24 protein-coding genes are annotated in these 23,564 nt (G+C 51.3%); 6 read left to right on the top strand and 18 right to left on the bottom strand.

Translation table 11 applies throughout. The features are described from left to right. Window positions 1–258 precede the first annotated feature (258 nt). The 4 genes from ACR0IP_RS17040 to ACR0IP_RS17025 form a co-directional block, all read right to left on the bottom strand. Entirely contained in the window at window positions 259–738 is a 480-nt protein-coding gene (locus ACR0IP_RS17040) for a hypothetical protein (RefSeq protein WP_170379698.1), read from the bottom strand. A gap of 1,019 nt (window positions 739–1,757) precedes the next feature. Continuing rightward, on the bottom strand, window positions 1,758–3,071 hold the full coding sequence (locus ACR0IP_RS17035) for a Fic family protein (protein WP_480526869.1): 1,314 nt from the start codon (window positions 3,069–3,071) through the stop codon (window positions 1,758–1,760). 89 nt (window positions 3,072–3,160) lie between these two features. Beyond that, window positions 3,161–3,652: a hypothetical protein gene (locus ACR0IP_RS17030; RefSeq protein ID WP_170379645.1), complete on the bottom strand. Its 492-nt coding sequence runs from the start codon at window positions 3,650–3,652 to the stop codon at window positions 3,161–3,163. Window positions 3,653–3,711: 59 nt separating this feature from the next. Next, window positions 3,712–4,143 (bottom strand): hypothetical protein, encoded by a 432-nt coding sequence (locus tag ACR0IP_RS17025; protein ID WP_170379643.1) that lies wholly within the window; start codon window positions 4,141–4,143, stop codon window positions 3,712–3,714. A gap of 57 nt (window positions 4,144–4,200) precedes the next feature. Between ACR0IP_RS17025 and ACR0IP_RS17020 the strand changes: the two genes are divergently transcribed. From ACR0IP_RS17020 to ACR0IP_RS17010, 3 genes are all read left to right on the top strand, one after another. Further along, complete coding sequence (locus ACR0IP_RS17020) at window positions 4,201–4,455, top strand: transcriptional regulator (RefSeq protein ID WP_480526868.1); 255 nt, start codon at window positions 4,201–4,203, stop codon at window positions 4,453–4,455. Window positions 4,456–4,568: 113 nt separating this feature from the next. After that, complete coding sequence (locus ACR0IP_RS17015) at window positions 4,569–5,324, top strand: LuxR C-terminal-related transcriptional regulator (RefSeq protein WP_170379641.1); 756 nt, start codon at window positions 4,569–4,571, stop codon at window positions 5,322–5,324. Window positions 5,325–6,588: 1,264 nt separating this feature from the next. Continuing rightward, window positions 6,589–9,594, top strand: coding sequence for a tandem-95 repeat protein (locus ACR0IP_RS17010; protein ID WP_170379639.1), 3,006 nt, complete (start codon window positions 6,589–6,591; stop codon window positions 9,592–9,594). A 567-nt stretch (window positions 9,595–10,161) separates the two neighbouring features. On the opposite strand, the gene ACR0IP_RS17005 is transcribed toward ACR0IP_RS17010, so the two are convergent. From ACR0IP_RS17005 to ACR0IP_RS16970, 8 genes are all read right to left on the bottom strand, one after another. Continuing rightward, entirely contained in the window at window positions 10,162–12,144 is a 1,983-nt protein-coding gene (locus tag ACR0IP_RS17005) for a hypothetical protein (RefSeq protein ID WP_170379637.1), read from the bottom strand. Next, window positions 12,144–13,376 (bottom strand): hypothetical protein, encoded by a 1,233-nt coding sequence (locus ACR0IP_RS17000; RefSeq protein WP_170379635.1) that lies wholly within the window; start codon window positions 13,374–13,376, stop codon window positions 12,144–12,146. Before ACR0IP_RS17000 ends, ACR0IP_RS17005 begins: the two co-directional genes overlap by 1 nt. A gap of 12 nt (window positions 13,377–13,388) precedes the next feature. Further along, window positions 13,389–13,631 carry a hypothetical protein gene (locus tag ACR0IP_RS16995; RefSeq protein WP_170379633.1) on the bottom strand — a complete coding sequence of 81 codons (243 nt, stop codon included), beginning with the start codon at window positions 13,629–13,631 and terminating at the stop codon, window positions 13,389–13,391. Continuing rightward, window positions 13,615–13,848, bottom strand: a complete 234-nt coding sequence (locus tag ACR0IP_RS16990; protein ID WP_170379274.1) for an HGGxSTG domain-containing protein — start codon at window positions 13,846–13,848, stop codon at window positions 13,615–13,617. The genes ACR0IP_RS16995 and ACR0IP_RS16990 overlap by 17 nt, the downstream gene beginning before the upstream one ends. A 272-nt stretch (window positions 13,849–14,120) precedes the next feature. Further along, the gene (locus ACR0IP_RS16985; protein ID WP_170379630.1) at window positions 14,121–14,879 is read right to left on the bottom strand and encodes a hypothetical protein; all 759 of its coding nucleotides are present in this window, start codon (window positions 14,877–14,879) and stop codon (window positions 14,121–14,123) included. A gap of 237 nt (window positions 14,880–15,116) precedes the next feature. Next, a complete protein-coding gene (locus tag ACR0IP_RS16980; RefSeq protein WP_480526930.1) occupies window positions 15,117–15,584 on the bottom strand; it encodes an SH3 domain-containing protein in 468 nt (155 codons plus the stop codon). 500 nt (window positions 15,585–16,084) lie between these two features. Next, window positions 16,085–16,420, bottom strand: coding sequence for a hypothetical protein (locus ACR0IP_RS16975; protein WP_170379626.1), 336 nt, complete (start codon window positions 16,418–16,420; stop codon window positions 16,085–16,087). Between the two features lie 319 nt (window positions 16,421–16,739). Then, window positions 16,740–17,375, bottom strand: coding sequence for a hypothetical protein (locus ACR0IP_RS16970; RefSeq protein WP_170379624.1), 636 nt, complete (start codon window positions 17,373–17,375; stop codon window positions 16,740–16,742). Between the two features lie 280 nt (window positions 17,376–17,655). Between ACR0IP_RS16970 and radC the strand changes: the two genes are divergently transcribed. From radC to ACR0IP_RS16955, 3 genes are all read left to right on the top strand, one after another. Next, window positions 17,656–18,573, top strand: a complete 918-nt coding sequence (gene radC / locus ACR0IP_RS16965) for a RadC family protein (protein ID WP_480526864.1) — start codon at window positions 17,656–17,658, stop codon at window positions 18,571–18,573. Between the two features lie 43 nt (window positions 18,574–18,616). Further along, window positions 18,617–19,012, top strand: coding sequence for a thermonuclease family protein (locus tag ACR0IP_RS16960; protein WP_480526862.1), 396 nt, complete (start codon window positions 18,617–18,619; stop codon window positions 19,010–19,012). A gap of 234 nt (window positions 19,013–19,246) precedes the next feature. Continuing rightward, window positions 19,247–20,068 (top strand): LEM-3-like GIY-YIG domain-containing protein, encoded by an 822-nt coding sequence (locus ACR0IP_RS16955; RefSeq protein WP_480526860.1) that lies wholly within the window; start codon window positions 19,247–19,249, stop codon window positions 20,066–20,068. A 25-nt stretch (window positions 20,069–20,093) separates the two neighbouring features. Here ACR0IP_RS16955 and ACR0IP_RS16950 read toward each other — a convergent pair whose 3' ends face one another. From ACR0IP_RS16950 to ACR0IP_RS16925, 6 genes are all read right to left on the bottom strand, one after another. Continuing rightward, window positions 20,094–20,552 carry a putative molybdenum carrier protein gene (locus tag ACR0IP_RS16950; RefSeq protein WP_480526858.1) on the bottom strand — a complete coding sequence of 153 codons (459 nt, stop codon included), beginning with the start codon at window positions 20,550–20,552 and terminating at the stop codon, window positions 20,094–20,096. Next, the gene (locus ACR0IP_RS16945) at window positions 20,549–21,232 is read right to left on the bottom strand and encodes an SOS response-associated peptidase (RefSeq protein WP_480526856.1); all 684 of its coding nucleotides are present in this window, start codon (window positions 21,230–21,232) and stop codon (window positions 20,549–20,551) included. The genes ACR0IP_RS16950 and ACR0IP_RS16945 overlap by 4 nt, the downstream gene beginning before the upstream one ends. Window positions 21,233–21,878: 646 nt before the next feature. Then, complete coding sequence (locus tag ACR0IP_RS16940) at window positions 21,879–22,193, bottom strand: hypothetical protein (protein WP_480526855.1); 315 nt, start codon at window positions 22,191–22,193, stop codon at window positions 21,879–21,881. Then, entirely contained in the window at window positions 22,190–22,636 is a 447-nt protein-coding gene (locus ACR0IP_RS16935; RefSeq protein WP_480526853.1) for a DUF5681 domain-containing protein, read from the bottom strand. The genes ACR0IP_RS16940 and ACR0IP_RS16935 overlap by 4 nt, the downstream gene beginning before the upstream one ends. A 149-nt stretch (window positions 22,637–22,785) precedes the next feature. Continuing rightward, the gene (locus ACR0IP_RS16930; protein ID WP_170379612.1) at window positions 22,786–23,310 is read right to left on the bottom strand and encodes a GntR family transcriptional regulator; all 525 of its coding nucleotides are present in this window, start codon (window positions 23,308–23,310) and stop codon (window positions 22,786–22,788) included. Next, on the bottom strand, window positions 23,311–23,517 hold the full coding sequence (locus tag ACR0IP_RS16925; protein WP_170379611.1) for a transcriptional coactivator p15/PC4 family protein: 207 nt from the start codon (window positions 23,515–23,517) through the stop codon (window positions 23,311–23,313). Between the last annotated feature and the right edge of the window lie 47 nt (window positions 23,518–23,564).

Below are 23,564 nucleotides of genomic sequence, written 5' to 3'. Positions count from 1 at the left end.
ACAAAGCTCCAAATTCTTGCCTTGAATCGAATGAGAACAAGGGTAGAACATTAGGTTATGAACAAATGGCCCAGAACAATTCCGTTGGACCTCAAATGCAAATTGGAGAGTATCCGCGAGTATCGCAGCGCCCCATCACTACAGGATGATTGGGGTGTGATCTTTGAGTGGCTAAACCAGCACGGGATCCAGCCACCAAAGCATCCGCTGCCTAGAGAGCCAGAGATCAAACACCAGATGGGTCGAAACTGAAGCTGTCTAAGCCTCAGGTGTCATTTCATCTATCAATACTTTGATCAGTTCCAGCACGAGCACATTGGCATTCTCGCGCTTAACGAATGTATAGCCAACCTCACCCAAGATAGCAAAAGCACTACCCTCCGAATAAGTAAGCTCCGCTGGTGCGAGCAACCTTATCCAGATACCCCCATAACAAGTGCCGTCCGAACCACGCCCACTGTGGACCAGGATGTCAAAGTCCATCTGCTTTCCAACTTCAGAACTGTCATCTTCAACATAGATGGAGTAGCCAAGCTCTCTCAGCTTGTCTTGCGCATAGGTTTTTGCCTCACCGATATTGGTCCAGCAGCCACCGACAGCTTCGTCTTGGACAACGACCTCAACGCCTCGCATATTTTCGGGCGCCACTACGTTCTCCAAAACCCAAGCCTGGGCAGTCGTTGGTAAAACAGGTGCAGCTACAGCAGCGACAAATGCAATTGGTGCAAAACGTTTCATCGATATCTCCTTTCCACAGCACTCGAAAAGTAGATGGGAACAAACTTTCAACCCGGCATGTGATTTGCAGACGAATTTGGGCCAAATGGTCGAAATGATGGCAGAAACCAAAAAGTCCCGCGCTACCGAGGGATGGAAAGGTGAGCGCGGGGAACAGTTTGGGGTAGACGAGTTACGTGCCTGGGGGAGAACTGGATGAATTTATGCTCGATCAAAAAACGAAGCGATTTCAAACTGACCGGTATGGGTTCTCCGCGACAGGCAACTCTGTCAATCTTGCCCGTACCGATTGGCTTGCTTGGCCTCGGAGACGCCAACGGTAAGAGGCCCGTTTCTTTTCAATAGAAATCCAAACAAAAGCCTTTTTGAACCATCCACCTGTCCGCTCCAAACTCTACGAATAGAGCGTCCAAAAGATAAATTCGGAATACATTTTCCAAGTTCCGCTCAGGCATGCGAAGGATAGCGTGTTTTAAACGGAGTTTTGCATTGAAGCGTATTGTATTGGCTAGCTTTCTAGCGGTTTCTCTTTTGCCTTCCATTGCGCAGTCTCAAAACGCTGACACACGCGCGCCTACTCAAACCTTTTGGGATCGAGCCAAAGCCCTCAGTGAACCGAACAGACTAAACGCAGCCTGTTGTAAGGTTTGCCGGAAAGGAAAGGCGTGTGGGAATAGCTGCATAAATCGGAGCTATACCTGCCGCAAAGGACCAGGTTGCGCCTGCAATGGATAAAAACTGCTTTCAGTGAAACAACCGGCTCGTTTCAGGATCGGCGGCATATCTGAGGCTCAGCCAAGGGGTATAGTTCAGTTGGTAGAGCAACTAACTTTTAGTCAGTGAATCGCAGGTTCGAATCTTGCACATCTCACCACTTTTTTATATTATAATCAATATCCTAGTAGGCCAAACACATTTCGGAGCTTTGCCAGAGTAGCCGTTCTTGTTGTTTTGGGGGCATGCGGGGGACATTTTTGCTGGATTTGCAGAAAACCCAGTTCTCATCGAATCCAGTAGCTTTAGGCCCGAACAATCTCCATTAGCGGCTCGAAAGAGTACAACGCAGCTCTACGCCCGCTTGCCGGTACAAGTTCCCTCAACAAACCTTGGTCAGAGAGGGTCTTCGTAAACTTGGCTGCTGTTTGCTTTGGTATTCCACTCTGCCTAGTGAACCGATTGTTGCGAAAAATCGGTTGGCTGAAGATGAAATCTTGAGCAACGGTAGTCCACTGAGATGCAAGTGCTTCTCGGAAAACCTCTTTCATATCTTCGTAGAGCAGATTTATTTCATTGGCGGTGCCGAGATTCCGGCTTGCTTGCTGCGCGATGGCTTCAAGAAAAAACTCACACCACCCTGTCCAGTCTCCAGACAGGGAGACCTGACGCATTCTTTCGATGTACTGTTCCTTCGCTTCTTCAAAGTAACTACTTACATAGAAATGTGGCTGGCTTATCAGGCCTTTCTCCCAAAGGCCCAACGTGATTAAAAGACGTCCTATTCTACCATTTCCGTCGTTGAACGGGTGCAGCGCCTCAAACTCAATATGAGTCAATGCCGATGTTATCAGTGGTAGGTATTGGTCGCCGTTCAATACCTCTATTAGCTTCTCCATGGACGGCCCCAATTGTTCTGGAGAAATCGGTATAAAGTTTACTTCACGCCTTCGGTCGTCTCCTATGTAGTTTTGCTCTGTCTTATATTTTCCGGGCGATTTTGCTGCTCCACGTCCAAAACTCAGCAGCGTTCTATGCGCTTGCTTGATGAGAGCTTCCGATAGTGGATGTCCACTGGTCATTGCATTTTGAGCGGACTTAATAGCTACACCAAACAGTGCAACTTCAAACGCTTCTTGCCTTGTTTCACCTTTCGCTGGTTGTGTGGCATCTTCGTGGTCTGCTTCATATCGCAACACTTCGTCCAAAGTAGATATTGTTCCCTCCATGCGCGAAGAAACGAGGGCTTCTTGGCTCCTAAGCGGTGCCAGTAGTATTTCGCTGTTGTGCAGTGACTTTAGCATTTGGTCGTACCGAGCCAATGCATCTGTGGCCTGAGTTGCTGGTCCGATCAATTTTGCATAATCGAGGGATTGCGGAGGAAATTGCCCGTAGTGATATTCAACGGCATTTGAGAAGTCGTATTTTCCGATTGCGATTGCCATCGTTTCAACCTGTTTGTGTCTCTGTGAGCCGTGTTTTAGAGTCTCAAAGGCTGTTGCATCTATAGCGTGGGCCTCTACGGCGCTTGAGGGTGATTTTTTCTTCTTTTGGAGACACAACATCGTTTGTGTCCCTAATGCAAGCATCAAAGTGCGTTGTGACTCTAAATCTGACACTTTTTGTGCCTCAAAAGCTTAGGCCATAGCGGAAGCCCAAGGAGGCATCACAATATATGGTCTGGGTTCACGTGAACTTTTAAATTAGCTTAACCCCTAGCCACCACCAACGGCGGTTCCTTCGGAAACGACCGGATGTCGAACCACTTGAAACAGGTGCCATCCGGGTTGCGCTTGTCACCCATGTGCAAAAACGCCCCTGCTGTCCTATGCCGTATTAGCGCCGCTCTAAAGGCCCTCAAATCTATCAACCACCAGCTACGGATAGTTTGCCCATCTGGCCCCGCATGGCCGTAGAACATCCAGTCTCCATGGCCGTTCACAATCTTGGATAGCTCCGTTTCTGCACCTGTGGGCAGCTTTGCCCTGATGGTGAATTGATGCGGGTATCTGTCGGCGAACCCGTGGCGTCTCACCCTGGCTGCAATACGCATGTCTTTGGCATCCAGCATCAGCAGGTCTGTGGCTTGAAAGTGGTCTAACGGATCTGGTGCGGCTTGGAGGATGTGGGTGCCGATGATGCTCTTTATCTCTGGCAAGAACTGATCCGACCAATGCCGATTGACGCTGTAGAAACTCATATCCAATCTCACAAAAGAAAACGGGCGCAGAGAAAGCCGCGCCCAGTAAATTTGCTAGTTTACGCCGCTTCTTCTTTGACTTCCTTCAAAGCCTGTTTTGCCGCCTCGACTGTCTGCTCCAGTGGAGCCAAGCCACTGATGTAGGCCTTCATACCAATCTCGATTGCTCGAAGTTCTTGGTCGTCGAGCAGTTCCAGATTCTCGGCGATTTGCTGCTCGTTTCTCCACGATTTCCGGAACGCAACAGCCATGCCTTTTGGGTCGCCACATGCCAGCCAGTCGATGGAAATAGCCTCTTCTTTGCACCAGCGAAGAAACACGTCATCAATCAAGATGTCGCCATCCTCATCGTAGCGTAGCCCTGGGTCGGGTAGTTCGAACCAATTGCAGAATGCTTGGACTCGCTGCTCGCATGTAGCCAAGTCTTCATAGTCAGCTACGAAGAATTCAGGTTGAGCGCTATCGTTCGCGCAAACGCGTTGTTCAGTCATTGCTGTTTCCTCCGATTGTGATAATGTTCTAAAAAGTAACATAGGTAATGTTCTAAATTGGAACAAGAGCAAAAATACATTTCCGGCAAAATTCGAGCTGCGCGGGGATTACTAGACATTTCTCAAGCGACCCTTGCGGAAGTGGCTGGTGTATCATCCATGACGGTGAAGCGCGCAGAAGGTTCAGGATCTCCGTTCCCTGCGGAGAAAGCCATATTGGCAATCCAAAAAGCCCTAGAAGCCCAAGGTATCCAATTCGTTGACGAAGGTGATATGGCCAACGGGGTCGGGGTAGCGTTGCGTTTGAGATGAGTGATGGTTTCTGACCAAAACGATTAGAATGTAAGATGATGGACCGAAGGAACTGAGTTCAGTAAGTTAGAGAAGAATTCAAAACTGTTTTTTACATTTTTCTAACCGTTTTCATGGAAAACTACGCTGAGCTTTACCTGCAAACACTTTCGCGCCTGAGAGAAGCGGCGAATACTGGCACGTGCTGGGAAACGTCTCTGGATATCGCGCGTGAAATGGGTGCGGACGCACTAAATGCAGCGATGTTCAAAGGCAGGGCTTTGGAGCCAGTTTGGATACGTATCTCAACCCATGAAAAGGGTGGCTTAGCGCGCTATGTAGAGAACGACTTCATGAGCGTTGATCCGGTGCTAGTGGCGCGTGCACAAAACAAGCTTAAGGACATTGATCATGTTTCACTCAAGGAGAACATCGCCAGTGGTCGGCTTTCAACCAAAGAACTGGCTTGTCACGAACACTTGCTTCGATACGGACAGTCCGACTTTGTTACTTTTCGTATTCGTAAAGCAGAAGGCCAAGATGAGATGCTGGTTGTCTTCGCTTGCAATGAAGAAAAAGCGACTTGGATGGTTGCGCGTTCAGAAGAAATATCTGTTATTGCAAATCTTTTCGCGCTGTTCGTAGCGCCGCCAACTCCAAAGGAGCCGACTGGAAAGGTTCCGCTACTGTACGAGTTCATCACAAAGCGAGAGCGCCAAATTTTACAGCATGTCGCGCAAGGACACCAGAATGCTGAAATCGCTTATCGCTTAGGAATTACCGATGTTACGGTCAGAATGCATTCAGCTTCGGCACGAAGAAAAATGAACGCCACAACTCGTGCCCAAGCAGTGGCTCTAGCCTTGGCACGGGGCTTAATCACACTTTAACCATACTACCTATCGCTATCGATATATTGTCGAACTCAGTTTGCTAGGGAACTGTTGTGCATGTAATTCCACAAAATTGAATCACAACGTTAGGAATGAAGATGAAGACTCCTGCACTAGTTTCCCTTTTCCTTATTTCGTTACTCGCCACACAAGTCGACGCACGCTCGTCAATTTCAAGGTGTGGGTTTGTTTTTGTTACAGAAGACGACGGCACTCACGCTGTCTATCAGAATGGCGAGCTTCGCGAGACGTTTAGCTCCGGAACATCGCTCAGTGACATAGTAGAAAAGTACTGCGAATAGCCCGGAATGGTGCTCTCCAATTAGCAATACAGCCTAGACATCGTTTTTCTTTGACTGGCACCAATCATTTTTCACAAAACGGAGCAATAATAATGGTCCGCATCTTTTCGCTTTCTTTCTTGGTAATGTTTTTTCAATTGGCCATGGCCTCGGCACAAGCAGATACTGCAAAAAGGTACAAGTATTCGGAACCACGGCAATGCTCGTCTGATTGCGACAGGATGCAAAGAAATGCCGTAGTCGATGCAAAAGCTTGGTGTGGAAATCGCGGCACTAAGAAGGGCGGTTCAAAGAGCGACTACACGTGCCAACAAAATGGACAATTCTGCGATATTTCAGGGGAAGTTGTGTGTGGAAACTCCCCTGCTCGACCCGAGTTCTCGCAGTACCATGATGGTTGTCGACAACAGGGCCAAGGCTGCACTTGTAGTAATACCGGTTGGTCCGGCCAATGCGGGACAGGAGGGCACAAACGAGGTTTGTATTGCAGGTGTGACTAACGGAGACTGAAACCACTCGATATGTAATCTGAGTCACAGACTATCCCAACAGAATCGGCCAATCTGACTTCATTGATTAACTAGCGTTGGTGTATTTGAGAACGCGAGTTTTTCTCCTCCCTGTTAGACTGGGCGCGCTTGTGGTTGGGCGCGCCCCATTTTCTTTTTAGGCCCACAAACATCCAAAACTAGAGCCAATGCATAGCTCGGATAAATGAAGCTAAAAGCCCAACCGACGATTTCGCCAGGCCTTTGTGTGAATTTATGGACGCCCTCAAGTCTCTGACGCCGCTACATTTTCGGGATGTTTTCGAGTTCTGACGAAACGATGAACGGCGCGATGGATTCTTCTACGTTTAGTTCGGTGTCCTAAATATTTCTTGACTCAATATGTCTCGCTATAGTGGACTGGAGCCCATTTTTTTGGGGGACTAGTGTATGCCTACAAGGCCGTTTTCAGTGTTTTTTCTTCCTTTCTCCGGCAATGATCCAGTTACGATTACACAAGGTGTTGGAGGTTCATTTTCTCACAATGGCAGACTTCAGTACTCACTAGATTTCGGATTGAGTATCGGTTCTGAAGTCTACCCAGTAGCCGATGGTACGGTTATCAGTGTTCATAATGGCGCCACCAATTTCGTTCCGCCGCCAGGAAGCAACGGTAGCACGATTGACGATAGCTTTGACCCTTTACCAGGTGCAGAGCTCAGCATGGGACCAGGTTTACTCGGCAACTACGTCACCGTTCGTCACCTATTGGAGGTCGGAGACTCTGAGCCGCAGGAAGTCTATGTGACCTATGCCCATTTATCACAAAACAGTATGGGCTCGTTGTCTGTCGGCGACAACGTATCTACCAGTGACATTTTGGGCGAAACAGGTTTCACAGGGGCGATGTACAGCAGTGATCCCGATGGAAATGCTGCACACCTTCACATACAATTTGGCTCAACTGTTCGCCCTCTTGGCGATGGTTTCATCGCTTCAGCAGTCGACAACGAAGAAAACTATTTGGGTACAACCTTTCTCAACGGTGAAGCGGGCGCTCTCTCACCAGTGGACACCTCAGCTCAAGGCTTCGTGTCAAATGCAGATTTAGCAGCGATGCTTCAAATCTCTGTCGGTATGCCAAATGACCAATTTGTAAGTCTAGCGTTGTCCGATTTCGACGACAATTTGGTTCGGGACGTTTCGTATTTGGCAACTCCGATAAATGAAAGGGATGATGGCGTCTCAAACTCCTTGTTCCCGGAAGACGGTGTTTCCAGCACAATTTCTTTTGCGGATGCGGCCTCCGACTTTGGAGTTTCCGATGGAACCGATGTTGCAGAATTGTACTTGGAGTCAGTTCTCGGCAGTGCGATTTCAAACGTGAGGTACACAGGAAGCGAGGATGCAGCATTTTTAGTAAGTGACTTTGAAATCCCCGGTGTCGGCATCGATTTGGAGGGAGGTATCCTGCTTTCATCCGGTGGATATCCTGGATCGTCCAACACAAGCACAGGCTTTACGGTTAACCACGGGACACCCGGCGATGATGACCTGAGTGGCGTTGCTGCCGCAGCGTTTCCTGGAGCCGGTTCTTCATTTGATGCCTCAGTTTTGGAATTCGATATCTTCGTGGATGATCCCGAAATCGATGGCATTCGCTTTGACATCATATTTGGGTCTGACGAGTACCCTGAGTTTTCCAATACATCTGTGATTGATGTTGCAGCGGTTTTTGTGAATGGGGAAAACAGGGCGTTGTTCAATGGCGATCCAAGCACTCCTTTAAGTGTAATAGATGAAAATCTTGAACTCAATTTTGTTGACAACACTTCGGGAACTTACGCCATCGAGTGGGATGGTTTTGGTGCGCTCTCAATACGGCCAGAGCTTAATTTGGGCCAAAACACAATTAAGATTGGCGTCTCAGATACTGGAGACAGCATTTTAGACTCCGCAATTTACGTAACTAATTTCGAGCTTCTTCGCGACGGCGCAGTTGGGGGCGATATCTTCCGAGTTGTAAATGGAGCGGTGGGGCAGAACGACCTAGAAGCATCGGAAGCTCTTGAAGAGTTCAATCTGGCGGAAGGACCGGGTTCAATATCTGGCACTTTGCTGGAACTAACAAATGACGTTGTAACTGGGTTCACTGACCAAATTGAATTGATAATTGAACAGGTTAACCTCCTTCAGGAATGGCTTACCGTTACGTTCGGATCCGCCATCCTCGATATCGACGAGGATGGCGATGGTGATGTTGATGGCACTATCACGCTTGAGGGTGACTTTACGGGTGCGGTTTTCAACGTTGAGGCTGAAGGTGAAAACACAAAAATCACCGTGGAGTTCCCCACTGAGTTCAGTGCCAACGACGATAGCTTCGTCACGAATGAGGACATGGTGTTAGAAGGAGATGTTTTGCTGAACGACACCGGTGTTGAAGGTGACGTGTTCACCACTTCTCTCCTCTCTGATGTCACGAACGGTACGCTGGTGTTAACCGAAAATGGTACTTTCGCCTATATTCCGAACGCCAACTTTAGCGGCGCCGACAGCTTCACCTACCTATTAACCGACGGTGAAAGGGTTGAAGAGGCAACTGTCGACATCACAGTGGAATCTGTAAACGACTTACCGATAGGCGTGGACGATACATATGCGACGGCCTACCAAACGGTGCTGTCTGTCGGAGCAATGGGTGTGCTCCACAACGATAGTGACGTCGAAGGGGATACTCTAAGCGCAATACTCGAAAGTGGGCCAGCGAATGGTGGTTTGACGCTCAATACAGACGGCTCCTTTACTTACACGCCCGATGCGGGGTTCTCGGGCACCGACAGCTTTACCTATTTCGCCAATGATGGAACTTCGAACGCGGAAACGCCAACGACTGTGTCCATCACGGTTGAAGAGCCACCTACAATAAACTCGCGCATCGAATTCATAGAGGCCAAGGGCCGGGACAAAGCAGTATCAATTATAGACGGTGCAGTGGTCGGGGTTGAACGGTTGCGTCGCCTAGAAAAAGAAGTGGAAATTGACGCTGCCAACCTCAAAATAACAGCAGATGACGGCCACCGCTGGAGTCCTGACTTCGTCACAACTGCGGGCAATGGAATAGGCGTTCGTTCCATCTTTGGAGACCATCTTTTCGGGAAGGATCGAAAGACACTGGATGATCGAGAAACCCTCTCGTTTCACCTCGAAGACGGGAACTCACTGGGTGACGCACTCGAATTGGAGTTCGAGTTCATAGAGGTGCTTGGTACCGGTCAAGTGTCTCTGACCTTCTTTGACGACGGCGTGGAAATTGATGCTGCTCTTCTGGATGTCGAAGGCGGGTCAGTCAACTACGACCTAGAGGGCAATATGACCTTTGATAGGGTAGAAATTGGAGTTGAAGGAGAGCTTGATTTGACGATAGGAGCGGTCGAATTCCTACGGCTTGACATCGACGAATTAAACTTTGTTTGACGGCCATTCATTTTGAGCAACTAGCCTCGCTCGAAATGATGTGATTGCAGGATAAATTCCTCAAAATGCGATTGCATTGTGCTCCACACTGGTCTGGCGCTGCGCCTTCGAAGGTGTTTCGGTTTTTGGTGAGCCAAAATCGGGAGGATGAGTCATATTTTTGGTTCCAATTGTAGCGCTCTTTCGCGGTCAGTCATGAGTGTACCCAATATAGGAACAGGCGTTGATATCATTGCGCAATCCGGGGCCAACTAAGCCAGCGGACTTTACACGTGGCGTGGCGGAGCCCATGTAATGGTTATGACTGTAGCGGACCTTACTATATTCCAACTCTACTGCGTGATTGCCGCGTCCGCTTCGGTATTTGGGGCGTTTTGCTGGGCGCTATTGACGGTGGCGAATGACACAGACAGGCAGCTTTCTTGGTTGGGCTGGGGCGCTCTAAGCATTGCCGCTTTAACAATAGCGGTAGGCCCCGCATTGTACGGGGCTTGGATACTGTACACGGCCCTCTACTGACGCCTCATCATTGACTGCGCGGGCCACAGATATTCAACCAATGATCCATTAGTTTGCGTCGGGCTTTGTAGTGATTACGTTGAGCATCAGCGCGCGGGTAAGAATGCCCTTTAGGGGACTAGTCACTGATTGCGCCGTATTCTTGATCTGAACCGGCAGAATCCCACCAGTCAGCATTTCAGCTACAACCGGGGCTACACGCGCCTCTCTGCCCGCTGTAGCCTTTCTGAGCAGGGCACTGCCCCCATGACGCGCAGCCAGCACAGCGCCAGCGCCGATACCAGCACCCTGCAGGTCTCCTGTCACCGCAAAGCCTGTGCCGCCACCTGCGCCGCTCAATAAGCCGTGCTCGATGAGCTGGCGCGCCGTGGTGGAATTTCCTGTAAGCGCCCGGTGCGTGCCTGCAAAGATGCGTTCGTTAGCAATCTGCTTTTGAACCGTTGCTGCCCCCTCTGACCCCAGAGCGGCCTGCATGGCGTCCCGCTGACGGCGCGGCCCAAACAGCGTATCAACAACACCCGGCGTTTCCCTGCGGTTTTGAATCTGGTCAATCTTGCCAGACGCATAGCCCTGCGCAACTTCGTTGGGGTGAGCCATCGCCACCTTTTCAGCGCGGCGCGCATAGTCTGCCGAGACGCGGGGCTTTGCGCCCTCTGCGCCGGTGTTTACCGCATTCACACGGGTGTGTGCGCTTGCCGCCAGTTCGCGGGCGCCGCCATATTCGGGCATCAGGTCATCGATGCGTTGACGAACCTGCCTGGACAGCATTCCAGCGATTGCCTGCTCATTGTTCGGACCCTGACCCAGAGCAGGGCGTGCCATGTCATCCAGTGCTTTTTTAGTCTCATCCAGAATAGCCAGTACTGACGGCTCACCCTTTACACCCTCTGCCGCCAAGCGGTCTCTGGCTAGGCGTTCGCCTCGCTTCAGAGCCTTGCGCCCCATATCCGTCTGAAACAGGTCATCAAAGGCACTCATGTCGATGTCATGGCCTAGCGAACGGGCCTCTTCATAGGCTGCGTTGATACCGGGGCGGGTTTGCTTGTGAATGCCGGACACCAAATCATCAACTGATTGCGGTACATCCATGCGGGAGGCTGTCAAAAGGCTATCAGTCAAACGGTCGCTCTGACCCGCCATACGGGCGTGTGAGGCTGTTTCAAGCATTTCGCGGGCCTCTGGGCTGGAATTGGCAGCAGCGCGCCCTAGAGCGCGCCCACGTTCGCCAAGAGCGTCAATAACCATGCCGTCAGGGCCTAGGTCGTCCAGCTTGGCCGCTACTTCTGGCGTTAGTGCCTGCTTCACCCGTGCTGCCGCCTGGGACGCTGGCGCTCCAAACCTGCGGGCTAGATAACCGTGCACTGCGGGAACGTTCGAAAGAATGCCGGAGGCTACACCACCTGTGACTGCGCCGATCCCAGCACTAGCCGCTGCGCCCTTTCCGCGCTCATCAAGGCCGCCATCGGTATGACCAAAGCCCGCCAAACCACCGTATAGCCCGCCGTCAGCCATAGATCCTGCAACCAATTTACCCGGAGTAGATGCTCTAGCGGCCAAGCTCAGCCCAGCTTTGCCGATCCCTGCTACGCCGGTTGCAAGCCCTGCCACATCGCCAATAGTCGAAGCGGTTGGGTTTTTAACTCTTGCTGACTTTGAACGCGCTTGCTCCTCGGCAAGGTTTTCGCTGAAGCTCTCCGGTTCATGTCCGAACAACCCATGCGGCAACCCATAGACCGCTGGACCGGCGGTTTTGACCAGTGCCTGTGCTTCATCGCCAAACCCGAACAAGGCCGTATCTGCTGCTGCGCGCGCGCCAGCCCCGATGGCCTCGAAGTCCCGAATATTGGCACGGGGAACAATCCCGCTTTGGCGTAAGCCTGTCATTGCCCGTTCAAACAATGACTGCTCGTAGGGGGCGACGGTTGAGCCATCGCCTAGAGGTTCTGCGCTGGCCTTGTCGGCATATTTTTCCCAAGGCCTACCTTCCGGTTTGCTCGGAACTTTTTTGTACTTTTCCCAGGGACCAGCCATCAGTTTACTCGCTCCCAGCTTTCCGGGTTTTGCGGATCACCACCGAGGAAACGGTAGCCGTCTTCGATTGTTCCGACTTTCGGCCCGCCGGCGCTCGATTGTGTTGCGCCTGCAGTTGCCTCTACGGAGCCATCCTCCAGCATTTGCCAACTTCCCTCACCGTAGGCGAGATCCAGAGCAAGCTGGCGATAGGCCTTGGCGGCGCGTGTGTATTCTTCAGCGCTGGTGGAGCTGTTCAAAGCCGTCACCGCATTCCCGATTGCGACACGCTCGCCGTCCGTCAACTGACCAACTGCGCCCCCCGTTGGGCTGTTGTCCCGCATGTTTTGAATCTCGGCAAGCGCTGCTGAGTCAGTGATTTGGTTGGTTCGGTTGCCAAAGTCTACCGCGTCGGAACCTGTAAGAAGCTGACCGATTCCTGTACGCCGGAAGTCACCAACAGCCCCGGTTACAGGCAGAAAGTCACCATCCTCGATTTCATCCAAGTTGAGAGCAATGGAATTGAGGGTTGTGCCTAGTTTCAACTTAACACTGCTGTACTTGTTGGTCTCTTTGTCCTCTAGGTTCTGCGCCTCAACTGCGGCGGGTCCGCCTGGGATAGGCTCCGCACGTCCGGCCTGTCGGTCATATCGCCAGCCTTGAGGCAGGCCTGCATCCTTACCGTAAAGGTATGGGTCAGGTTCGCTCCCGCCAGTTGTGACGTTTACATGAGTTCCTCCACCGCCCACTTGGGTGATTTTACCTGTGTTTGCACCACTCAGCCCGCGTTGCCATGCCTTGCTTGCATCCAGGCCCAAGGCGGTGACATCTTCCGGGGTAAGCTGCTCCCAGCCTTCAGGGGCTTTTGGTGGGGCCGCGACGTTCGGCAACACCCGCGTGCCATCCTCGAAGTAGTTGAAGCCGTCAGCGCCTTTGATGATGCGCCGTTGCTTTGGCTCCTGCGGCATCATTGTCTTCATGATGAACGGTGCAGCAATAGAGGCGGGCATTGCGGCGAGTATTTGACGCATGCCCGGATCCATGCGTTCCAACGCTGGACCAATAGCCTCCTGCATTCGCTTTTGCCTGTCCTGCTCTTGCATTCGTTCGTAAACCGGCGACAGGTTTGGCGTCCGGCCAGCGTCAAGCTGTGAAAGCCCGAGGCCGATCCCCTGCATGATATTGGCAGTGCGGGGCGACATGTTGCCGAACAGCCCGCGTTTCTGCCCTTCTTTTGCTTCTCTGAACAACATATCGAATTCCCTTTAGTGCGGTCCGAACACGGAAAGATGGGCCTCTAGCTGCCAATATAGTTGAGCGTAGACCCGTTGAGCGGCCACGCGCATCTGCGGGTCAAAATCAGGTTCTAGAAATGGCTCCAGCCAAGGCGACAACTCCACCAGGTCAGGGGGAAAACGCTGCATCGCCATAGCCACCAAGTGGCCAGCAGCGGCTTGCGTTCTTTGGCTGTCAGACAGTCCATGCTGAAACTCAACTTTGTTTTGCATCGCCAGCCTCCTGCGCTTTGTAGGCTGTTAGTGCAGCGTGAAGAATGCCCCAGCGCTGAACCTGGGCGTCCGCAATGCGTTTGCGCCCCTCCGCTGTTTTCGGGCCAGTAGAAGCGCCGCCATGCAAGCGACAGCGGCCAGTGCCGTTGACTGGCAGTTCCTGACACGGGCCGTCAGGCGTGCGGGCACCACAGCGCTTAACCGTAAGAGTTTTCATGCCTTCCATGCCGCTATCTCTCTGCCAATCTCAATGCTTCGATGGTATCATATTACCCCAAAAAAAGCAAGAACAAGATAGGAACATCCTCGTGCCAAATAGCTATCAGTTACGCCGCACTCGTTTCCGAGTTTGGGCAATCTCCGCCAGATATGGCCAATGAGTTGGGCGCAGAAATCAAAAGAAGGTTCACGCAGCGATCAGATGCGCTCTTCCAAAAGCGGACTTAACTTCAGATTGGCTCGTAGATTCTAATTTCGTGATCTTCGATTCTAAACACTTACTCCGAGAGCCTTGAATGCACGAGTTAGGTTTCGGTTTGCTTTATCTTTTTTGGCGTCCTTTGTAAGACCCTTCAGCCATCCATCGTTGATAGATTTTTCCTTTATGGCACTCTTAATTTCAGCGTCTGCTTTCTTAACGATTTTCGCATGGGCCTCGTGAATTCTCTTCGCTTTAGGTCCAACAGAACCGTACTCTTTCAAAAAGACAAATGCTGTCGCTTCATGTGATGCAGTTTCTGGGGACTTCACGCGTGTTTTGAGTATGAACTCATAAATGCGTACTGACGCCTTGTGTGCCTTAACCAGACCTTGATACACCTTTTCCTGTTTCTTTGATTCCCGACTGTGGATCTTGCAGAGGAACCACCGATCCTGAAGATTTTTACCGTACGCCTTGAGTTCGCTGACGTATTTGGTGCGCGCGCTGAGCGCCTCTTTGCTATCGATACCGTGCTTACTCACCATTTTGGCCCAATTTTCCCAAAGCTTGTCTTTCTTAGTGGGTATTTCTGCGTATGTGGCGGCAGCAGCGGCCTCGGTCGCCTTGACCCGCTTATCAAGCGACTTCTTAAGCTTTTCGGCTTCCTTGCTCGAAATACCGACTAGCTTCTTGAATTGTTCGATGTCGTCTGGACTTATCCCTGCCGCTTTTGTCACCGTGTTGACATTGTCGTACAGCGATTTGGCTTTGCCGTAGTAGTCGTGGCTTTTTTCTAATATTTCAATCGCTTCAATCGCGCTGGGCATAACAACCTCCAGATTTGGAATCTCTAACGTGAAACTTTGGGGGTCATGCACAATTTAGCACACAAATGTTGGGGCCTGTGTAACCCGCATCACTGACCATCCCCGTGGAATAGGCCAAAGTTGGTGCAGTTAACGAGTAAGCGTTGGTGTATTTGAGAACGCTGATTTTTTGTAATTCGTTTGGTGGGGCGCGCTTTTAGTTGGGCGCGCCCTTTTTTGGCGTTCTACTCTAGACCGTTAATGATGATGGTGCCCGTGACCGTTGCTGTAATGATGGTGATGCCCTTGACCGCCGTCGTGGTGGTGATGTGGAGCAGCCTGATGAGACGGAGGGGAGTAGTATGGCCCGAATTGACACTCAGGGTCTTGAGGAGCGTGGTAGCAATACGGACCTGGAGCCGGATGGTAGGGGTGATAATAGCGGTTCCAGTATGCGTACCAAGGGTAGGCTTGGTAGTGGTTTTCCCAATACGCCTGACTGAATTCTACAATCGCTATACCAAGTGCTGCAGCAAGCACCGGGTTCATGACTTTTTTCGAGCCATCACTATCAGTGAGAATGTAGTTTGACGATATCCAGCCGCGAGCGCCATTCCACCCGGTATCGCACCAGCTATAGCCTGTCTGGCAACCGTATATTTCGATTGTCGCGTCTTGCGGCAACGTGGCGACGACTGGATAGTTCGTGCTTGGACCGGCTCGCATGTGAACAGAAGTGGTCGTAAAACCTTGTGTTTGGGCTAGGGCTGAATTTGCTATCAAAGGTACAAAAAATGCCACTGACAAGCAAAGAAATAAGTATCGCATAGGTTTTCCCAACTGCAAAATGAACTTGGGAAACTACATCGTCCAATCTGATTTCAGTCAAGTTAAACCCAAAACTACAGACAGAATTTGCACTACCAGTCGATGCTAGGCTTCTTATCCCGGCTCCGGTTCTGGCATGTCCAAGACTCCTGCTATTCGGCAAGCCCTGGCTTTCACAAAAACCTGCTTGGCTTAGTCGGTATAGAACTGTTCTATGTTCACGCCCTTTGGCACTGACAAGACGCCGATGCCCGCGCGGATCGAACGCATCAAAGGTTAGCGGTGCGAACAGGCTGTACGACATACGCGGCCTTGACGACTATGCGGATAGCCTACCGTATGCAGATGGTGGGGTATCAATGACGGTCTTCGCCTTTGCAGCGGTATTGCGATTGGCTTCACGCAACCCGCATCATCAAAACCATAGCCAAACAGGCGCAGCCAATGCCTGCGAGCTCGCGAAGCCCAACATACTCGTCGAAGAAAGCCCACCCCGCGCCGCATAAAATTATCAATGATAGCATTGAATAAGCTACGGCGGCTTGTCCAAGCGTCACATGACGCATGGCGAAATACCAAAGAATGGCAGAGCAGGCATAGAGAAGGATGCCCACAAGCATGGGCGGAGAGGTAATCGCCCTAGCTCCATCCGCTGCAACCTTGATGAGTAGGTCTCCTGCAATGACCACTGCAGCGGTGAACATAGAAAACAAAATTCCATATAGTACGCTCATAGCAGCTCCAATAAATTATGCTGAAATTAATGCCACGCGAAATACATGCGTCGAAGCAACTATCGTCCGCTATGAGCAAGCTTCTGTCAAACGTGCCGGAGTCTGCCACCATTTGCGCATGTGATCCGCCTCACTGACGTATCCAACGAAATCGGGCAGTCTGACGATATTGATGAACTAGCGTTGGTGTATTTGAGAACGCGAGTTTTTCTCCTCCCTGTTGGACTGGGGCGCGCTTGTGGTTAGGCGCGCCTCTTTTTCTTGTTCGACGAGAAGAAGCCCGCAACCGAAATTCGGGTTGAGCTTCATCTGCCTTCCATCAAAGCCCGACATTGTCAGATGCGGGAGTAGTGAAGTTACCTCCCATGAAATGGCCTTTAAGGAATTCTAGAGCTTCCTCCAGTCCCTCATTTGCCGTCACCCCGAAGTAGCTGAGGGCCACTGAAAGAACCAAGGCAATGCAAGCCATCAATACAAAGAAACCGTGGATTTTGAACCAGTCAGAGTGAACACCAACTCTATTAATTTTGAGCAATTCCTTTTTTAGTGGGGACGCCTGAAATTCTTCCCTAAGAAGTGCTTCAGCTTGGTTGCTGAATATCTGGCCAAGTGTAGTACCGTCGCCGAGAAGTTCATCTATCTCAATGCGCAAGGCTCTAGCACGAGTGTAGTCGCGCTCCTGAAGATAGTAGTATTTCAAGGCAAACTTTTTTCCGCGCAGCGCAAGCAATAAAACCAAAATTGAAATCATGACAGATGGGAGCGCAAAGCCGGTGCTAACTACTACGCAAAGCAGAACAGTGTTGGCCGCAACTATCATACTGGCTGTCCGTTCGCGGCTACTTTCTTGCCAGAGCGCCGTTGCTCGCATCTCTCGATGAATATCAAGGAAAACAACTAACCTGTCGGCTTTATTTGTTGCCACGGTACTAGCGTCACTCGGTGCTATCGTCATCAATTTCTCCTAAAAAAGTTATCCCAATTGCTGGAGTTTTCACCGCCTGCAACTGATTGGCAACCTTCGAAAAAGTGTGTACGTGATTGATTTTCTTGATCTGATCGCCACTCGGGACGCCCAATTTGGCGTATTCCAACCCGTTTTTCAGGATTGAAACGCATTTTCTGCATTGCAACAAAAGCTCGGCGTATACATCATCTTTTTACCACTCATTAACCAACCATTTAGCAAGTTCACGTGGTAGGCTTCAAAAATGGGTGCAGTGATGAAAAGCCGAATGCTTGACAATCTCAAACAGGTCATTGCCGGGGACAAGAAGAGGTTCGGCAAGCTGGTCAAATACGATGGGCAAGGCGGTTTTTCGGAAGATGCGCTTCAAGGCCTAAAGGATCTGGAGGCGCGAACTCCACCACCTGACGCAGTTTTGGAACCGGCCTACGCGCCCGCCTATGTCAACCGTGACCGGCTATCATCAAAGAACGCCGCTGGTGGCGGTCTGGTTAAGGGGGATGACGGGGCCAAACGCCCGCATTATTGGGGGCATCGTGAACGGCTAAGAACTCGCTTCCTCAAGGGCGGTCACGAGCCAATGCCCGAGTACGAGTTGCTGGAACTACTCTTGTTCAATGCGATTCAACGGATTGACGTAAAACCACTGGCAAAGCGCCTCCTGGCTGAGTTCGGTGATTTGAACGGCGTCATTGCTGCGTCCAAGCATCGTATTCTTCAGGTCGAAGGTGCAACCGATTGGGTCTACTACCATCTCCGTGTGGTCGAGGCCTTCGGGCACAGGATGGCCCAGGCCCAAGTGATGAAAAGGGACGTCGTGTCATCATGGGAAGCATTGGTGACCTACTGCCGTACTGCCATGGCCCACCGAGAGGTTGAGCAATTCCGCGTCCTGTATCTGGATCGTAAGAACGTCTTGATTGCCGATGAAGAACAGGCACGAGGTACTGTTGACCATGTGCCAGTCTATCCGCGTGAGGTCGTCAAACGTGCATTGGAGCTAAACGCAAGCTCGTTGATCCTCGTTCACAACCATCCATCTGGAGACCCGACCCCCAGTAAAGCAGATATCGAAATGACTGAGCGCATACAGGACGCCTGTGACACATTGGGCATTTTGATACATGACCATGTTATTGTCGGGAAAAAGGAGGAATACTCTTTCAAAAGCAATGGGTTTCTTTAGAGATTTCCTCAAGTGGTTTTAAGGACAGAAGCTTTAGCTACTCATGAAATACTTGATATTCATTACTGCTGCCTTTCTGGTTGTCCCAGCTTTTGCGGATTCCCTACATGTCCGGGATGCTGATACAATCGTTGTAGACGGCACCCCGGTTAGGCTGAACGGCGTTGATGCACCCGAGCTGGGTACACGCTCAGGGCAGAACGCTAAACGCTGGATGGTCAACTATCTGCGCGGCAAGTCTATCTCCTGCCAATTGAATGGTGAGCACACCCATGACCGCTGGGTAGGGGTTTGCTATGCGGACGGGCAGGACATCGGAGCGGCTGTCATCGCTGCGGGGCATGCGTTAGACTGTCGGCGGTACTCAGGTGGCCGATACAGACACCTAGAGACGTCAGCAGCGAAATCGCGGCTCAAACGAGCCGGTTATTGTAGGTGATGAACTGGAGCGATTGTCGGCGTCGCAGACAAAATGGGCTTTCGCTGCGCTTGCGATTTATTGCATAACTCAAGGAATAGTGGCCGCAGAGCTGGCGTTCGCTGCGTAAGCAATACCGAGTACTACCAACGGCCGTTTTCGCACTATTGATGTTGCGATGCCCGCTTTGGGTTGCCAAGTTTTCAATTAACTCTTCGAAAGATTCATTTATCCAAGCGTGTTTGAGAGAAGATAATGCAGTATTTCAACTCGATGACTTCGGCCAAATTGCAAGCATATGTGTACGCCTTAGCTGATCCAAGAGCAAAGGGCTCACTAAAGGAGCGAGTCTTCTATGTTGGAAAAGGGAATGGAAATCGCTGTTTCAATCACGCGGCTATCGCGAGAGGACGGCAGGAACAGCCTTTAAATGAGCACGAGCATAAGCTCAGCACAATCCAAGCTATTCACAATTCTGGTCAAGAGGTTGAGGTGTTCATTGTCTCGCATGGCATGACCGACGATGAAGCCTTTGCTCTGGAATCGGCTTTCATCCCCTTGATCGGTGAAACCAATGCGGTCAGGGGCCACGGCGATCAACTCATGTGGTTGAAGAAGAACCAAATTGATCAGCTTTATGACAAACCTATCGAGCGAAGTGATGTTGAGTTGCTCCGAGGGAATGTTCTTTTTGTCAGTTTGAATCAGCAAGACACTGACGCTTTGGTCAAGGCAGGCGCTGAGGCTCAATTGGCGAGCGCGACTTTGGGAGATTGGAACCTCGGCGAACCTCGATCCAGTTTAGTCGACTGTATTATCGGGGTTAAACACGGTTTGATCATATCGATTTTCAAGATTGAAAAAACAAGAAATGGCGTAGCAATGTTCGAGCGTATTCCGCCTAAGAAAAAAAATGCGCACGGTCGTTCCCGCTTTGTTGGTACACGGGTTCAAGAACTTGAGGAGAAGCTCGCCTCCCGAAGTGTGTTTGAAGCTGATGCCATGCTTTCCAAAATTCGTCCTGGTGCAGGATGTCAGTTTTTCCCGGCGATGGATCAAACCACTGAATGCAGATAGACAATCGGAAGTGTGATGTGCTGACCTATGTGGTCGAAAGAGCATCGCTCAGGAAAGCAAACGCCTTTGAATATACCCCAGGTGCCTCAGATTCACGTGGTCCGGCAACGTTGAGAACCGAAGGCTTGATCGATGCTACCCATTGCCGAACCCGCTCAGTTTCTTGACGGTTTTTATCTGCAAGCGCGATACGCAAAACCGGCTTTCCTACCTCAATTGCGACTTGATGAGTATAGTTCGTGCCGGTGCCTTCTGATCCATTTGTCAGAATAAGCGTCGCGTCGCTTGAACCGACGTTGAGCCGGGTTCTGACGTCTGGTTTTGGCGAAGGTGCTTCCGTTAGACCTGAGTATCGTTCTGGAATGCGGCCAGCTTCGTTGATGCGACCTTTGGGAACCCAGCCGCCGTAGCTCAAACCGCGTTGGATAGCGAACTCAAGTGCAGCCAAGTCTACGCCAGTTTGCCCACCCGATACGATTTTCACGGTAATCTTCCTGCCGGGTCCGACTTCTCACCTTCGCCAGACCGAACAATTTGCATTTCGTTCGAGTTTAAGGGCTCCAGCAGTTCGAATGCGTCATCCGCGTTGCCATCCATCCATTGTTTATAGTCCTCCGGCTTGAGGATGACGGGCATTCTCTGTGGGTGGATGGGCTTCACCAGTTCATTGGCCGTTGTGGTGATGACGGTGTAGGTTTCAACCTCCTCGGGCCCTTCCTTGCCAAGGTACCGCGAAGTTTGCCACATACCCGCAAATGCGAATGGCGGGCGGTCTTCATCGCCCTTCAGTGCAAACCAGTAGTAGGTGGCCGGGTTTCGTCCTTTGGCCTCACAGAACGAACTCGCCGGAACGAGACAACGCCGCTCCTCAAAGCTCTGTTTCCACAAGCCGTTTGAGCGAACCTTGTCATCACGTGCGTTGTTCCAGGCACCGGGTTGAATAATTGCGCCGGTTTTCTTCGACTTCTTTGTTGTGCGAAAGCCCCAGCTCAGTGGGACCAACTCACGCTGACCTTCCTCGCCTTTCCTGACTACCGGGGCCGAGTGCTTCGGATAGATGGCTGGCAATGGTTCCGCATTCCCGAGCCTGTCACGTTCAACGGTCACGTCAAACAGTTGGCGCATCGCTGTGGCAGGGATGGTGTTGGAGTATAGGTTGCACATAGCCAGAAAGGCTAAGCACAAGACCCGAATTGGACAAGGCAGTGTGTCTTGACCGTTCCCCAGATCCGGCCAGAGGATTGCTGCGAAATACCAATACCCGCTGAAGCTATAGGTCTTTTGAAATCTTTGAGCTTTTGGTGATGTGAGGGGCTGGTTGAGGGGGTATAGACCAGCCCCTTTTTCTCACCCGTGAGTGAGTGGAGGTGTGTGTAGTCTGAACTACTGTGACACCAATGCTTGTCGGTTAAAATTGGGGAAACCCCGTATCGTCCAGTTTTATGGCGAAACGATTTGTTTCTCGGTCCGAAACGGAAAGTTTCACAATGAATCGTGGACACAATTTGGCCACAATGCGATCCTCTGACCGTGGGTGACATGCTTGTATTTTAGAACGTTCTGGTTTTTCTGACTGGATTTGAGGGGGTTAATTGGTTCGGCGTGTCACCCAACGATGCCCTGAAGCAACCAACGATAGCAAAGAAGTGCTTTCCGTTACGTCAGCGAGCTTCCCGCCTTTCTTTCATTAATCTGTCACAATTCAAACATTCAGATTCGATAGCGGGTAAGTGCGGCGCGTCTTGAATGGGGTTTGCGATTGTAAATGAGGGGGTACGAGTTCGGCGCGTCGTACCCCAAAACGGTAAAATCAAATCCACTTCACATCCCATCGTAGTGTTACAGTCGCACCTACCTTTTTGCCGATAAGGATACCCATTTGCTCGAAACGGTGCATGAACTCCGCGCCTGTCTCACCATCTTTTCGCTCTAAGGTCTCTGCTTCTTCCGAACCGGTTACACTGACGATGGCACGATGAACGTTCTCCACCAGATTTCGCGGGTATTCGCCTTCCGTTGAGATGGGGGCACCGTGTTTGTCAAAGAACTGGCCTTCAGTGACAACGACCTTGAATTCGTTTTCTGATGCTGTTTCCAGTTTTTTGATACGCTTTCTAATGCTCATTGCGCTGCCTCCAGTGCCGTGATCCGGCGTTCCAGTTCGGTTGTTTCCAGCACCCGTCTGTATTGCTCAACCAGCCCCATGACCGTTGCGCCCTCCAATGGTGTCACTTCGCCCTGAGAAACCGCCTGTAAGACCGCCTGAGCGACCTCTGAGGCGTCCTCGGCGGATTTGATAGGCGGCAGGTCGAAACTAACCGGCGCGTCCTTCCTCGTAGGCGCTATCCGCTCCAAGCAAAGGCGCAGGGCCGTGCTGTCACCCTCTAGCGCCATTTCCACCGCCTTCTGCGTGATTGCATCAGACTGTCCCTCAAGCAGCTCCTCAACGGCGCGTGTGACCTTGTGACGTGCCCCTCTGGGTCGTCCTGGGTTGCCAGTTGCGAAAGTGCCGTCCGGGTTTCGCTCGTCCGTTGTCATGCCGTTTTTTCGGTCTGGTTCATGCGTCATTGCTCGTGCCTCGCTTGTTGGATTGTTAGTGCAGAAGGTGTCCGTTTCCCCCAGACCCCCTGGTAGATTAAGGATGTCTTAAAAGTTGCGACGGGAGACCTGCCGAAATCGGGTGTTTTCGTCGCAAATATTGATACGGCCCGTCGCATTTATTGCGTCGCTTCCGATTTTCTCGTCGCGAATTTTATGACGGTCTCGTCGCAGTTTTTGAGACAGGGTTTTGTTTTTCCTCCCTTGCCAGTTGGGTTGTGAATCGGGGCTTTGACGACTGCGAAATCTGAGCCCTTCGACCACTGCTTGTACAACCTTCTGCCGGACTCGCCGCGTGCGGTTGGCAGTGAAATCTCGGTGAGTTCAAAAAGCGGAGAAGATGCGACGCCGCTGGTGCCCAGTTTTGGTGGACGCGTAACGGCAATGAAACCCTTTGCTTGAAGCTCTCTAAACGCTTTGGCAGCTGTGTTGTATGACACTCCCAAACGTTCAGCGGCTTGTCTGACGCTTAGGCAAATCTTGCCGTTATTGTTGTATTCCACACCGTGCCATTCCAGCCTGAGCCAAGGGTAAAGTGCCTGCGCCGTTGACGAGAGGGCCCGCCAAGCGGGCTCCTCCATCATGTTTCTGACAAGCTTGGTCCAATGCTCGCCGCGTTTTTCGTTCTTCCTGTCGCGCCCCATCTAGGCCACCTCCGCCTTGCTTAGCGCATCAATGAAGTCGGACAGCAACTCGGCCTTGAAGGCGACACCCTGCTTGCCGGGTAGCATCTGTCCGTCTTTGGAGACGAAAAACACACGAATGTTGATGAGGTCATGTCCCTGGAAGTCATCCCGGCTGACGCGGAATTCCTCGCGGCTGTTTTTAGGGATCTGGGTAATGAGCGCCATTAGCGACCCTCCCCGTAATACAGTGTTGCGACGATGCGCGCGGCGGC

The sequence above is a fragment of the Ruegeria sp. AL11 genome (assembly GCF_056540865.1).
The sequence above is the reverse complement of the archived record's forward strand: the minus strand, read 5'-3'. Positions and strand labels throughout refer to the sequence as shown.

Bases quoted from the DNA above. Each gene is read 5' to 3' on its own strand.
- ACR0IP_RS17040 (WP_170379698.1), bottom strand. From the start codon at position 738: ATGAAACGTTTTGCACCAATTGCATTTGTCGCTGCTGTAGCTGCACCT.
- ACR0IP_RS17030 (WP_170379645.1), bottom strand. From the start codon at position 3,652: ATGAGTTTCTACAGCGTCAATCGGCATTGGTCGGATCAGTTCTTGCCA.
- ACR0IP_RS17025 (WP_170379643.1), bottom strand. From the start codon at position 4,143: ATGACTGAACAACGCGTTTGCGCGAACGATAGCGCTCAACCTGAATTC.
- ACR0IP_RS17015 (WP_170379641.1), top strand. From the start codon at position 4,569: ATGGAAAACTACGCTGAGCTTTACCTGCAAACACTTTCGCGCCTGAGA.
- ACR0IP_RS17005 (WP_170379637.1), bottom strand. From the start codon at position 12,144: ATGGCTGGTCCCTGGGAAAAGTACAAAAAAGTTCCGAGCAAACCGGAA.
- ACR0IP_RS17000 (WP_170379635.1), bottom strand. From the start codon at position 13,376: ATGTTGTTCAGAGAAGCAAAAGAAGGGCAGAAACGCGGGCTGTTCGGC.
- ACR0IP_RS16995 (WP_170379633.1), bottom strand. From the start codon at position 13,631: ATGCAAAACAAAGTTGAGTTTCAGCATGGACTGTCTGACAGCCAAAGA.
- ACR0IP_RS16990 (WP_170379274.1), bottom strand. From the start codon at position 13,848: ATGAAAACTCTTACGGTTAAGCGCTGTGGTGCCCGCACGCCTGACGGC.
- ACR0IP_RS16985 (WP_170379630.1), bottom strand. From the start codon at position 14,879: ATGCCCAGCGCGATTGAAGCGATTGAAATATTAGAAAAAAGCCACGAC.
- ACR0IP_RS16980 (WP_480526930.1), bottom strand. From the start codon at position 15,584: ATGCGAGCCGGTCCAAGCACGAACTATCCAGTCGTCGCCACGTTGCCG.
- ACR0IP_RS16975 (WP_170379626.1), bottom strand. From the start codon at position 16,420: ATGAGCGTACTATATGGAATTTTGTTTTCTATGTTCACCGCTGCAGTG.
- ACR0IP_RS16970 (WP_170379624.1), bottom strand. From the start codon at position 17,375: ATGACGATAGCACCGAGTGACGCTAGTACCGTGGCAACAAATAAAGCC.
- radC (WP_480526864.1), top strand. From the start codon at position 17,656: ATGCTTGACAATCTCAAACAGGTCATTGCCGGGGACAAGAAGAGGTTC.
- ACR0IP_RS16960 (WP_480526862.1), top strand. From the start codon at position 18,617: ATGAAATACTTGATATTCATTACTGCTGCCTTTCTGGTTGTCCCAGCT.
- ACR0IP_RS16955 (WP_480526860.1), top strand. From the start codon at position 19,247: ATGCAGTATTTCAACTCGATGACTTCGGCCAAATTGCAAGCATATGTG.
- ACR0IP_RS16945 (WP_480526856.1), bottom strand. From the start codon at position 21,232: ATGTGCAACCTATACTCCAACACCATCCCTGCCACAGCGATGCGCCAA.
- ACR0IP_RS16940 (WP_480526855.1), bottom strand. From the start codon at position 22,193: ATGAGCATTAGAAAGCGTATCAAAAAACTGGAAACAGCATCAGAAAAC.
- ACR0IP_RS16935 (WP_480526853.1), bottom strand. From the start codon at position 22,636: ATGACGCATGAACCAGACCGAAAAAACGGCATGACAACGGACGAGCGA.
- ACR0IP_RS16930 (WP_170379612.1), bottom strand. From the start codon at position 23,310: ATGGGGCGCGACAGGAAGAACGAAAAACGCGGCGAGCATTGGACCAAG.
- ACR0IP_RS16925 (WP_170379611.1), bottom strand. From the start codon at position 23,517: ATGGCGCTCATTACCCAGATCCCTAAAAACAGCCGCGAGGAATTCCGC.